Origin of the sequence: Thalassotalea sp. PS06, assembly GCF_007197775.1 — a bacterium.
Taxonomy (GTDB): Bacteria; Pseudomonadota; Gammaproteobacteria; order Enterobacterales; family Alteromonadaceae; genus Thalassotalea_A.
Genome location: NZ_CP041638.1, coordinates 480,322 through 492,376, shown reverse-complemented (window position 1 = coordinate 492,376; position 12,055 = coordinate 480,322). Strand labels below are relative to the sequence as shown.

Here is a 12,055-nt window from a genome sequence, read left to right as displayed (position 1 = left end):
GTCCATGCAGATAATTCATAGATTACTTAGTACCTTAATGATGATGCTATTTATTAACCCTGCCTATGGTGAAGAGGCTTCGCAAGAACTTCAGGTCATTACGACTCTCGCAGATGTTATCAGACCCGCAGGCCTTTTCGTTTCATTAATTCTTATTATCGTCGTTTGGATTTTACTCAATGTCATCAAAAAAATTGTTACTGAGTTAACTGATGTTTTTGCTGAACGACGCTTACTATTTCAAAAAGTTCTTCTTTTTGTTCAGTTTATTATCTATTTTGCCACCTTCGCTACTGTCATCTTACTGAGTTTCGACATAAGTAAAGAGCTCCTGGCAATCATGGGCGGTACACTCGCTGTAGCAATTGGATTTGCGATGAAAGATTTGGCAGCATCGATCGTTGCCGGCATTACCATTATGTTTGACCGCCCCTTTCAGGTTGGTGACCGAGTAAGATTTGGCGGAGAATACGGTGATGTCATCAATATAGGTTTGCGATCCGTTAAACTCCAAACACTCAACGACGATGTGGTAACCATACCAAATAACGTGTTCCTTAGTGATATCACCGCATCTGGCAATTATGGTGAATTGGACATGCAAATTCAGATAGAGTTTTTTGTCGACCCTTATCAAGACCTTATTAAGGCAGAAAGAATCATTAGGGAAAACGCGGCATTAAGTAAATTTGTTTATCTAAATAAGCCAATAGTGGTTAATATCTCTCAAGTGTTAAAGCATAACTTTGTTGTATATCAGCTAGTTCTCAAACTCTATGTACTCGATACCCGGTATGAAAAAAATCTTCAAACCGATATAACTTTGAGAGTTAAAGAGCAATTTGAATTGCACGGCATTAAACTACCAAGTATTGAACTCAACAGAGTTCCACGCGATTCAAGGGTGGAGTCGAATCCGTAACCGATTCGAAGGTCTTGGTCATAGATGACCTTTATGCAAAAATGCACATATACATGGAAGTATGCAGTTAGAATAACGCAGGAGCAGTTATCGAGGAGCAGTTATCGAGGAGCAATTTTTGGTGGAGTTGCAGCAAAGCTGCAATGAAAAAGGTTATTAGGTATCCCAAAACTCGAGGAAGTCGAGTGTTTTGCTCCACCCTCGTTAGACTCCACCCAAAATGCGACGCAGGGAGTATTTTATCCACCTGCGCTAGCGTCCCTCAAACGCAAAAAGCCCGCTCAACTGAGCGGGCTTTATAATTTTTCTGATTCTTCAGCCAATATTAAATACTTACGCGGCCTAGCGATAAGCTACAGGGATGTAGTGAATGTCGAAAATGCAGGAGCAACTTTTCGACTACCTGCGCTCACATGCGTTCCCGCAAGTAGTTTTCTCGGCCCTATTAACGACAAAAGCCCACTCGATTGAGTGGGCTTTTGTCGTTAATTAGAAGCCTAGCGATGACCTACTCTCACATGGGAACTCCCACACTACCATCGGCGCTATTGCGTTTCACTTCTGAGTTCGGCATGGGATCAGGTGGTTCCACAACGCTATTGTCGCTAGACAAAAATCGTACGCTAGAAGATTTTTGCCCCGTTGGCGAACGGGGCCTCCTGATGCGTTCTGAGTATTGTTTACTCCGCTATCAAGACGCTTCTAACTTTAATTCGAAAAGCTGTATTAATTTCAATTCTTACTCTATCTATTTGACTGCGTAGCATGTCAAACAACACAATTTTCTTTGGTGTTGTATGGTTAAGCCTCACGGGCAATTAGTATCAGTTAGCTCAATGCCTCGCAGCACTTACACACCTGACCTATCAACGTTGTAGTCTCCAACGACCCTTTAGGGAGCTTAAAGCTCCAGTGAGAACTCATCTCAAAGCCTGCTTCCCGCTTAGATGCTTTCAGCGGTTATCAGTTCCGAACATAGCTACCCGGCAATGCCACTGGCGTGACAACCGGAACACCAGAGGTTCGTCCACTCCGGTCCTCTCGTACTAGGAGCAGCCCTCTTCAATTCTCAAACGCCCACGGCAGATAGGGACCGAACTGTCTCACGACGTTCTAAACCCAGCTCGCGTACCACTTTAAATGGCGAACAGCCATACCCTTGGGACCGACTTCAGCCCCAGGATGTGATGAGCCGACATCGAGGTGCCAAACACCGCCGTCGATATGAACTCTTGGGCGGTATCAGCCTGTTATCCCCGGAGTACCTTTTATCCGTTGAGCGATGGCCCTTCCATACAGAACCACCGGATCACTATGACCTACTTTCGTACCTGCTCGACGTGTCTGTCTCGCAGTTAAGCTGGCTTATGCCATTGCACTAACCGTATGATGTCCGACCATACTTAGCCAACCTTCGTGCTCCTCCGTTACGCTTTGGGAGGAGACCGCCCCAGTCAAACTACCCACCAGACAGTGTCCCCAAGCCCGATTAGGGCCCCAGGTTAGAACATCACGCATACAAGGGTGGTATTTCAAGATTGGCTCCACTCTATCTGGCGACAAAGTTTCAAAGCCTCCCACCTATCCTACACATGTAGGAGCAATGTTCACTGTCAAGCTATAGTAAAGGTTCACGGGGTCTTTCCGTCTAGCCGCGGGTATACGGCATCTTAACCGCAAATTCAATTTCACTGAGTCTCGGGTGGAGACAGTGTGGCCATGATTACGCCATTCGTGCAGGTCGGAACTTACCCGACAAGGAATTTCGCTACCTTAGGACCGTTATAGTTACGGCCGCCGTTTACCGGGGCTTCGATCATGAGCTTCGCTTACGCTAACCCAATCAATTAACCTTCCGGCACCGGGCAGGCGTCACACCGTATACGTCATCTTTCGATTTTGCACAGTGCTGTGTTTTTAATAAACAGTTCCAGCCACCTGGTTACTTCGACCGACCGAGGCTTAGAGAGCAAGTCTCATCACCCTAGCCGGCGTACCTTCTCCCGAAGTTACGGTACTATTTTGCCTAGTTCCTTCACCCGAGTTCTCTCAAGCGCCTTAGTATTCTCTACCTAACCACCTGTGTCGGTTTGGGGTACGGTTCCTTATAATCTGATGCTTAGAAGCTTTTCCTGGAAGTAGGGCATCAACAACTTCAGCTCCGTAGAGCCTCGTCTCGTATCTCAGCCTTAAGAAGAACCGGATTTACCTAATTCTTCAGCCTACATACTTTCACATGGACAACCAACGCCATGCTTGCCTAGCCTGCTCCGTCCCTCCTTCGCAATTATAAGAAGTACAGAAATATTAATCTGTTTCCCATCGACTACGCGTTTCCGCCTCGCCTTAGGGGCCGACTTACCCTGCCCTGATTAACATGGGACAGGAAACCTTGGTCTTTCGGCGTGGGGGTTTTTCACCCCCATTATCGTTACTCATGTCAGCATTCGCACTTCTGATACCTCCAGCAAACTTCTCAGTTCACCTTCAACGGCTTACAGAACGCTCCCCTACCACTGGAGCATATCCTAAAATCATCTCTATCCGCACAGCCCATCGACTGTTTGGGGACGCTTGAGTGTTTTCTCTTCATTTATCAAAAAGAAGAAAACACAGAAGTCTTAAATAACTTTAGTGATATGCTCCAATCCGCAGCTTCGGTGCATAGTTTAGCCCCGTTACATCTTCCGCGCAGACCGACTCGACTAGTGAGCTATTACGCTTTCTTTAAAGGGTGGCTGCTTCTAAGCCAACCTCCTAGCTGTCTATGCCTTTCCACATCGTTTCCCACTTAACTATGACTTTGGGACCTTAGCTGGCGGTCTGGGTTGTTTCCCTTTCCACTATGGACGTTAGCACCCATAGTGTGTCTCCCGGATAGCACTCATTGGTATTCGGAGTTTGCAAAGGGTTGGTAAGTCGGGATGACCCCCTAGCCTTAACAGTGCTCTACCCCCAATGGTGTTCGTCCGAGGCTCTACCTAAATAGATTTCGGGGAGAACCAGCTATCTCCCGGCTTGATTAGCCTTTCACTCCGACCCACAGGTCATCACCGCATTTTTCAACATACGTGTGTTCGGTCCTCCAGTTGATGTTACTCAACCTTCAACCTGCCCATGGGTAGATCGCCGGGTTTCGGGTCTATGCCCTGCAACTGAACGCGCAGTTAACACTCGCTTTCGCTACGGCTCCCCTATTCGGTTAACCTAGCTACAGAACATAAGTCGCTGACCCATTATACAAAAGGTACGCAGTCACCCCATCTCAAATGACTCTTGTCATTTGAACCATCATCGGTTCTATTTCTTCGGTGTGTCTTTGAGTGAGCAAGCAAAGCTTCTCACAGAAAGAACCCATAAAGAGTTATTCGAAATAAACCTTTAACTCTGCTAGGTTGCAGAATTGGTTCTATTTCTTCGGTGTGTCTTTGAGTGAGCAAGCAAAGCTTCTCACAGAAAGAACCCATAAAAGCCATTTGATGATGGGGCTTCCACTGCTTGTACGTATGCGGTTTCAGGTTCTATTTCACTCCCCTCACAGGGGTTCTTTTCGCCTTTCCCTCACGGTACTGGTTCACTATCGGTCAGTTAGGAGTATTTAGCCTTGGAGGATGGTCCCCCCATATTCAGTCAAGATTTCTCGTGTCCCGACCTACTCGATTTCACGGTAAGTTCATTTTCGTGTACGGGGCTATCACCCTGTATCGCTGAGCTTTCCAGCTCATTCCACTAACTTACAAACCGCTTAAGGGCTAATTCCCGTTCGCTCGCCGCTACTAAGGAAATCTCGGTTGATTTCTTTTCCTCGGGGTACTTAGATGTTTCAGTTCTCCCGGTTCGCCTCGTTAAGCTATGAATTCACTTAACGATACCCGCCTGATGACGGGTGGGTTTCCCCATTCGGACATCTGAGCCTATAACGCCTTTTATCGGCTTAACTCAGCTTTTCGCAGATTAACACGTCCTTCATCGCCTCTAACTGCCAAGGCATCCACCACATACGCTTAGTCACTTAACCATACAACCCAAAGAAAACTCACGAAGAATCTCTTCAAGACGACAGACGGCATAATTCAGCGAGCAGAAACTGCTTACTGTGCTCTGTTGTCTTTTGTTGTATGTCTGACAATTTCACGCAATCTAATAGATTACTTGAGTAAGAATTAATAATCATAAAGATTATTAGCCGGATAACTTACGTTATCCGATTTGGTATTTATATTGAACCAACACCTCGCGCGACACGAGTTGTTGAATATAAACACCGGGTTTAATATCAGCTTTCCAAATTGTTAAAGAACAGGTTTCTAAAGATAGAAACTAAAGATAAAAACTCGCCAATTAAGCTTAGCTCTTATCTTTAATTTCTTGATGACAATGTAATTTCGGTTTTATCAAGGCGTTTTGGCGCGACGTTTATTTTTCAATAAACGAGTGGCAAAACAACGCAGAGAAAATGAAATTTGGTAGGTCTGAGTAGACTTGAACTACCGACCTCACCCTTATCAGGGGTGCGCTCTAACCAGCTGAGCTACAGACCTACAGTATTTTCAAACCTGTCAGTCGTGAAATGGTGGAGCTAAGCAGGATCGAACTGCTGACCTCCTGCGTGCAAGGCAGGCGCTCTCCCAGCTGAGCTATAGCCCCATAATTCTGACGTACAGGGTCATCGTCTTTATTCGTTATCAAAGCAATTTGTGTGAACACTCAAGAAAGTTGTTTTACTTAAGGTAAGGAGGTGATCCAACCCCAGGTTCCCCTAGGGTTACCTTGTTACGACTTCACCCCAGTCATGAATCACAAAGTGGTAACCGTCCCCCCGAAGGTTAAACTAGCTACTTCTTTTGCAACCCACTCCCATGGTGTGACGGGCGGTGTGTACAAGGCCCGGGAACGTATTCACCGTGGCATTCTGATCCACGATTACTAGCGATTCCGACTTCATGGAGTCGAGTTGCAGACTCCAATCCGGACTACGACAGACTTTGTGGGATTCGCTCCACCTCGCGGTCTTGCTGCCCTCTGTATCTGCCATTGTAGCACGTGTGTAGCCCATCCCGTAAGGGCCATGATGACTTGACGTCGTCCCCACCTTCCTCCGGTTTATCACCGGCAGTCTCCTTAAAGTTCCCGCCATGACGCGCTGGCAAATAAGGATAGGGGTTGCGCTCGTTGCGGGACTTAACCCAACATTTCACAACACGAGCTGACGACAGCCATGCAGCACCTGTCTCAGAGTTCCCGAAGGCACCAATCTATCTCTAGAAAGTTCTCTGGATGTCAAGGGATGGTAAGGTTCTTCGCGTTGCATCGAATTAAACCACATGCTCCACCGCTTGTGCGGGCCCCCGTCAATTCATTTGAGTTTTAACCTTGCGGCCGTACTCCCCAGGCGGTCAACTTAGTGCGTTAGCTGCGCTACCCACGGATCAAGTCCACAGACAGCTAGTTGACATCGTTTACGGCGTGGACTACCAGGGTATCTAATCCTGTTTGCTCCCCACGCTTTCGTGCCTCAGCGTCAGTTTTTGTCCAGGTGGCCGCCTTCGCCACTGATGTTCCTTCCAATCTCTACGCATTTCACCGCTACACTGGAAATTCCACCACCCTCTACAAAACTCTAGTCATACAGTTCGAAATGCAGTTCCCAGGTTAAGCCCGGGGCTTTCACATCTCGCTTATACAACCGCCTACGCACGCTTTACGCCCAGTAATTCCGATTAACGCTCGCACCCTCCGTATTACCGCGGCTGCTGGCACGGAGTTAGCCGGTGCTTCTTCTGCGAGTAACGTCACAGCTAGCAGTTATTAGCTACTAACCTTTCCTCCTCGCTGAAAGTGCTTTACAACCCGAAGGCCTTCTTCACACACGCGGCATGGCTGCATCAGGGTTTCCCCCATTGTGCAATATTCCCCACTGCTGCCTCCCGTAGGAGTCTGGGCCGTGTCTCAGTCCCAGTGTGGCTGATCATCCTCTCAAACCAGCTAGAGATCGTCGCCTTGGTAGGCCATTACCCCACCAACTAGCTAATCTCACTTGGGCTAATCAAAAGGCGAAAGGTCCGAAGATCCCCTCCTTTGGTCCGTAGACATTATGCGGTATTAGCAGTCGTTTCCAACTGTTGTCCCCCACCTTAAGGCATATTCCCAAGCATTACTCACCCGTCCGCCGCTCGACGCCGAAGGTGCAAGCACCTTCTCGTTTCCGCTCGACTTGCATGTGTTAAGCCTGCCGCCAGCGTTCAATCTGAGCCATGATCAAACTCTTCAATTAAAAAGTTGTTGTCCTTGCGGACCATGCTCAATGAATCACTTGTTACCAATTAAGGTAACTGACATATAAACGTATATTAAATAAATTAATAAAGACTCATGTGTCACAAATCATTAAGACTTTTATATTGCTCTTACGAGCTATATGGTAAAACTGTCTTAACTTGAGTGCCCACACAAATTGCTTGATAACTAATTGTTAAAGATGCGCTTTTAAAAAAGCCGAGAATTAATCGCATTCGTTAATCTCGTTGTTTCGCTGCAGGCCTTGCCCGAAGCAGGATGCGCATTCTACGCCATCCAGTTTTGATGTCAACCGCTTTTTGATAATTATTTCGAAAAAGTTGTTTTCGAATATTTCTCAGTTTCGGTCGTGATAACCGGGTTAAACCCTTGAGGTTATCGTATCAAAACACTTCGTTGGGATGTCCCGTGGAAGTGGATGCGCATTTTAGGGATTTTGAATTTCCCGTCAACTCTTTTTTTCAAAAAATTTCATTTATTTGCTTACTTGAACAATAATTAAGCAAAAGGGATTTTATGTTGATTATTAATTGTCCTTGTAGTTAGATAGGAGGGGCAAAGTATGAAGAATTAACCTAAAAGAACATTAATATATGAAACGCCTATTTTGCTTAGTTTTACTAATATGCTGTAACCTGACGCTCTCCTCTACTAGTTTCGCTAACGAAGCAAGCAAACAGGAGCAACTGTTACAAAACCTGATTGAAGCTCAGTTGTCGAATACTAACTCGATGAAACGAAGTGTTAGTAGTTTAATCAAACATTACCCCCACCACGAAGCCTTCATACTCAATTACACCTTTAAAAACTATCCGGAACAATACAAACAAATTATCCATGGTGCATTATCAGCTAACCCGCATTCCAGCGATGATGTTGTATCCACAGCATTAGCCTACGAAGTCGCGGCCTGTGATGAAGTCATAGCAACAGCTATTGATGCCGAGCCAGGATACGCTGGCGATATTGTAAAAACTGCTACACAACTAAGGCCGAATCAGCTTGACCAGATAATACGCGTTGCGATAACGACAAAGCCGATCATGGCGGATACTATTATCAACAGCGCAGCCAAAGAAAATCCTGATGCGTTCGAACTTATTATGACCATGGCTTTTGAAGAATTGCCAGATAGGTTTATGTCACTTTTAAGCAATGCTTTCTCGAACTTCCCGGAAAACTCTGAAGAAGTGGTAGAGATAGCTGTATCGTCATCGGAAAATGTAGATGCCAGATTAGTCGTAGATAAAGCGGTCGAAGCGGGCTTAAGTCAGGAAGCTGCGGTTAAGGCAGCACTTGCCGGAGGTGCTAAACAAGACACGTTAGTTAAAAACAACTAACATGTGTCCGCCAGCGTCGTTAAAAACGTAAGAACAAAAAAGCCAGCTTGACGCTGGCTTTTTTAATTTGGTGTCTAGAGATTAAACTCTTTCGAATACCGTTGCGATACCCTGACCTAAACCGATACACATAGTTGCAAGACCAATGTTAACGTCTTTTGACTCCATCAGGTTAATCAAAGTACCGGATATACGCGAACCAGAACAACCAAGCGGGTGACCTAAAGCGATCGCGCCACCATTTAAGTTTATCTTGTCGTCGATTTGATCCAACATGCCAAGCGACTTGATACAAGACAGAGCCTGAGCCGCGAACGCTTCGTTGAACTCAGCAAGTTCAATATCAGCAACCGTCAAGCCTGCGCGCTGTAATGCTTTCTTTGTTGCAGGAACAGGGCCGAAGCCCATAGTTGCTGGATCGCAACCTGCGACACCCATGCCACGGATCTTAACGCGAGGGGTTAAGCCAAGCTGTTTTGCTTTTTCAGCAGACATTACCAACATCGCACTGGCGCCATCGGAAATCGCCGAAGACGTACCTGCAGTCACGGTACCATTAGCTGGATCGAATACCGGGCGTAAACCAGACAAGCTTTCAACAGTACATTCTGGGCGAACCACTTCATCGTAATCAACCATAGTCAATGCGCCCTGCTGATCGTGACCGGCGATCGATACAATCTCATTTGCCCAGCGGCCTTCAAGATGTGCGGCGTAAGCTCTCTGATGAGAACGTGCTGCAAACTCATCCTGCATTTCACGACTAATGCCGTGCTGACGACCAAGAAGTTCGGCGGTTAAACCCATGTTACCTGCAGCTTTTGCCATATATTTGGCCATTGCCGGAGCAAAATCGATGTCATACATCATAGGAACATGGCCCATGTGCTCAACACCACCGATTAGGTATACGTCACCAATGCCTGCCATGATGCTGGTAGATGCATCATGAAGCGCCTGCATCGAAGAACCACATAAACGGTTAACCGTTACACCAGCTACTTGTTTTGGAATGCCAGCCATCAATGCGGCATTACGGGCAATATTAAAACCCTGTTCTTTGGTTTGCTTTACACAGCCCCAGATCACGTCTTCAATATCTGCCGGATCAAGTGCAGGATTGCGAATTAACAGAGCACGCATTAACTGTGCAGATAACTCTTCAGCGCGAACGTTCCTGAAAACACCACCTTTGGAGCGACCCATAGGTGAACGTACGCAATCGACTATTACTACTTCATTCATCATAATTTGTGCTCCCTTAACCTTTTTTCACATCAGTTGAAAAATAAGATTTACCTGATGCTGCCATTTCACGTAATCCATCAGTGACCTGATAGTACTCGCCTAAATGGGCGTAGTTATCGGCCATTGCGATAAACTCGTTCAAACCTAGGGTTTCAAGATAACGAATTGGACCACCTCTAAATGGCGGGAAACCAAGACCATAAATCATTCCCATGTCGGCTTCTGCGGCAGAAGCTACAATGCCCTCTTCCAGACAACGGATGGTTTCGTTAACCATAGGGATCATTAAGCGGGCAATGATTTCATCTTTGCTGAATTCTTCGCCTTGCTTAGTAACCCCGCTCAACAGGTTCAGGCTGTCAGCGCTCAGGACTTTCTGAGGACGACCACGTTTGTCTTTCGAGTACTCATAGAAACCTACGCCATTTTTCTGACCGTAACGGCTGTCATTAACCAAAAGCGAAATTGGATCATTCTCAATTTGCGCCATACGGGTTGGGAAACCTTCTGCCATCACATGAGTACAGTGATTTGCGGTATCTAAACCAACCACGTCTAACAAATATGCAGGACCCATTGGCCAGCCAAATTCTTTTTCCATCACTTTATCGACGGTGGCGATATCGGCACCATCTAATACCAGCTGACTAAAGCCGGCAAGATATGGGAATAACACACGGTTAATGTAAAAACCCGGGCAGTCGTTTACGACAATTGGTGATTTACCCATGCTTGCTGCGTATGCAACGACAGTCGCAACCGTTTCATCACTGGTATCTTTACCGCGAATAACTTCTACTAATGGCATCTTATGCACTGGGTTAAAAAAGTGCATGCCACAAAAACGCTCAGGCTTGTTGACACTTTTAGCGAGTAAATCGATAGAGATGGTTGATGTGTTTGAAGCAATAATGGCGTCAGCAGAAACCACACCTTCAACTTCTTTTAATACAGAAGCTTTAACATCAGGGTTTTCGACAACCGCTTCAACGACGATATCGGTATCTTTGATACTGTCGTAGTTAAGGCTTGGGGTAATATTATTCAATACACCTGCCATTTTCTTGGCATTTAAGCGACCGCGCTCAACCTGCTTACCTAAAATATCGGCAGCAGTGCTAAGGCCTAAATCAAGGGCTTTATTGCTAATGTCTTTCATTACAATCGGCGTACCTTTATAAGCCGACTGATAAGCAATACCACCCCCCATGATGCCCGCGCCTAACACTGCAGCACGTTCAACTTTCTTGTCGACAGATTTCGCCGCTTTCTTAGCTTTGCTTTTTACTACCTGATCAGACAGGAACAGGCCAACCTGAGCTGCTGCCGCATCGGTTTTTGCCAGCATGCCAAATGCCTGGTTTTCCATAAGCATGGCTTCAGTTCGGTTAACTAAGACCGATTTTTCCAGTAACTTGACCATTGCCATTGGCGCTGGATAATGCTTACCAGCTTTTGCCGCTACCATACCTTTAGCGGTATTGAAGCTCATGATGTGTTCAATTTCAGAAAGCTTAACTGGTTCCAGTTTTTCCTGACGTTTTGCCTGCCAGTCTAATGTTCCAGCGATCGCCTGCTTAAGCATTTTGATTGCCGCATCACGCAAGTCTTCCGGAGCAACAACGGCGTCGATGGCGTTGAATGCCAGCGCTTGTTCCGCTTTATACGGCTTACCTGTGGTCATCCACTCTAACGCGTTATCAACACCAATAATTCTTGGCAGCCGAACGGTACCACCAAAACCAGGCATTAAACCTAATTTAACTTCCGGCAAACCGATTCTGGCTGTAGTGTCCGCGACACGATAGTCACACACTAATGCCGTTTCACAACCACCACCTAACGCAAATCCAGTGATCGCAGCAATGGTTGGAACTTGCAGGTCTTCGAACATATCGAAGATATCGCTGCTACTTTTAAACACGCCGGCAATTTCTTCGTCCGGGGTTTTGAACATCTCGGTAAATTCAGTAATGTCAGCACCAGCGATAAATGCCGATTTTGCTGAGGTTACCACCACACCTTTTGCTTCGCTGCTCCCAGCAATAGCTTCGATGGCTTGTTTGTATTCCTGTAAGGTTGCCAGATTAAGGACGTTTACTGACCCTTTGGCATTGAATTGCAACTCAACGATACCACCGTCAAGCAACTGGGCAGTTAGGCTATCGCCTTGATATAACATGCCGGAACTCCTTCTTTGAATATGAGGATTGTCTTGTTGTAACGAGAATTTGTGTTAATTCTAGAC

Annotated in this window: 5 protein-coding genes, 2 tRNA genes and 3 rRNA genes; 3 read left to right on the top strand and 7 right to left on the bottom strand. The window is 46.2% G+C overall.

Translation table 11 applies throughout. The features are described from left to right. Nucleotides 1–4 precede the first annotated feature (4 nt). Nucleotides 5–922, top strand: coding sequence for a mechanosensitive ion channel family protein (locus FNC98_RS02115; RefSeq protein ID WP_143579709.1), 918 nt, complete (start codon nt 5–7; stop codon nt 920–922). A gap of 370 nt (nt 923–1,292) precedes the next feature. Then, nucleotides 1,293–1,415, top strand: coding sequence for a hypothetical protein (locus tag FNC98_RS16910; RefSeq protein WP_260680411.1), 123 nt, complete (start codon nt 1,293–1,295; stop codon nt 1,413–1,415). Between the two features lie 2 nt (nt 1,416–1,417). On the opposite strand, the gene rrf is transcribed toward FNC98_RS16910, so the two are convergent. The 5 genes from rrf to FNC98_RS02090 all read right to left on the bottom strand — a co-directional run bounded on the left by rrf (nt 1,418) and on the right by FNC98_RS02090 (nt 7,196). Further along, nucleotides 1,418–1,532 (bottom strand): 5S ribosomal RNA (gene rrf / locus FNC98_RS02110). 187 nt (nt 1,533–1,719) lie between these two features. Beyond that, nucleotides 1,720–4,940, bottom strand: a 23S ribosomal RNA gene (locus FNC98_RS02105). Between the two features lie 446 nt (nt 4,941–5,386). Then, nucleotides 5,387–5,463 (bottom strand) — tRNA-Ile (locus tag FNC98_RS02100). Nucleotides 5,464–5,493: 30 nt separating this feature from the next. Continuing rightward, nucleotides 5,494–5,569 (bottom strand) — tRNA-Ala (locus FNC98_RS02095). Nucleotides 5,570–5,653: 84 nt separating this feature from the next. Next, nucleotides 5,654–7,196, bottom strand: a 16S ribosomal RNA gene (locus FNC98_RS02090). The 16S, 23S and 5S rRNA genes sit together here with 2 tRNA genes alongside, the layout of an rRNA operon. A 616-nt stretch (nt 7,197–7,812) precedes the next feature. Here FNC98_RS02090 and FNC98_RS02085 point away from each other — a divergent pair. Next, complete coding sequence (locus tag FNC98_RS02085; protein ID WP_143579708.1) at nt 7,813–8,559, top strand: hypothetical protein; 747 nt, start codon at nt 7,813–7,815, stop codon at nt 8,557–8,559. An 81-nt stretch (nt 8,560–8,640) separates the two neighbouring features. Here FNC98_RS02085 and fadA read toward each other — a convergent pair whose 3' ends face one another. Further along, nucleotides 8,641–9,804: an acetyl-CoA C-acyltransferase FadA gene (gene fadA, locus FNC98_RS02080; RefSeq protein WP_144035419.1), complete on the bottom strand. Its 1,164-nt coding sequence runs from the start codon at nt 9,802–9,804 to the stop codon at nt 8,641–8,643. A gap of 16 nt (nt 9,805–9,820) precedes the next feature. Then, on the bottom strand, nt 9,821–11,989 hold the full coding sequence (gene fadB / locus FNC98_RS02075) for a fatty acid oxidation complex subunit alpha FadB (RefSeq protein WP_143579707.1): 2,169 nt from the start codon (nt 11,987–11,989) through the stop codon (nt 9,821–9,823). Nucleotides 11,990–12,055 lie beyond the last annotated feature (66 nt).